We start from the raw sequence: 399 nt of genomic DNA, 5'->3' as shown, positions 1-399 counted from the left end.
CCTGGCGGGCAGTCTTGTGGGCGCTTGGTTTGCCGCCGGCTGGGCCACGAGGATTTCGGACACGACCCTGCGACGCGTGATCGCGGGTCTGCTGGTGTGCATTGCCGCAATGCTGTTGTTCGGACATGGAAGCTCCGCTCACGAGCCGCTCGTCAACGGGCCATGGCTTCTGGTCTGTGGCGTGGTCGCAGGACTTGCGATTGGCGCGGTCGCATCCTTGCTCGGCGTCGCTGGCGGCGAGCTGCTGATTCCCACGCTCGTCATCCTGTTCGGCATTGACGTCAAGCTCGCCGGGAGCCTGTCGCTGGCGGTGAGCCTGCCGACGATGCTGGTCGGCTTCGCACGCTATAGCCGAGACCAAAGCTTTGTCGTCTTGCGAGAGAACGCGCGCTTCGTCTT

General features: G+C 64.4%; 1 protein-coding gene. It reads left to right on the top strand.

The features are described 5' to 3' along the window. The coding region (locus tag HR9077_RS01575; RefSeq protein ID WP_136064445.1) for a sulfite exporter TauE/SafE family protein at positions 1–399 on the top strand (399 nt) is incomplete at both ends.

It is taken from the genome of Modicisalibacter radicis, assembly GCF_900961225.1.
Lineage (GTDB): Bacteria > Pseudomonadota > Gammaproteobacteria > Pseudomonadales > Halomonadaceae > Modicisalibacter.
Note: the sequence above shows the minus strand (reverse complement) of the source record. Positions and strands in the feature narration are given on the sequence as shown.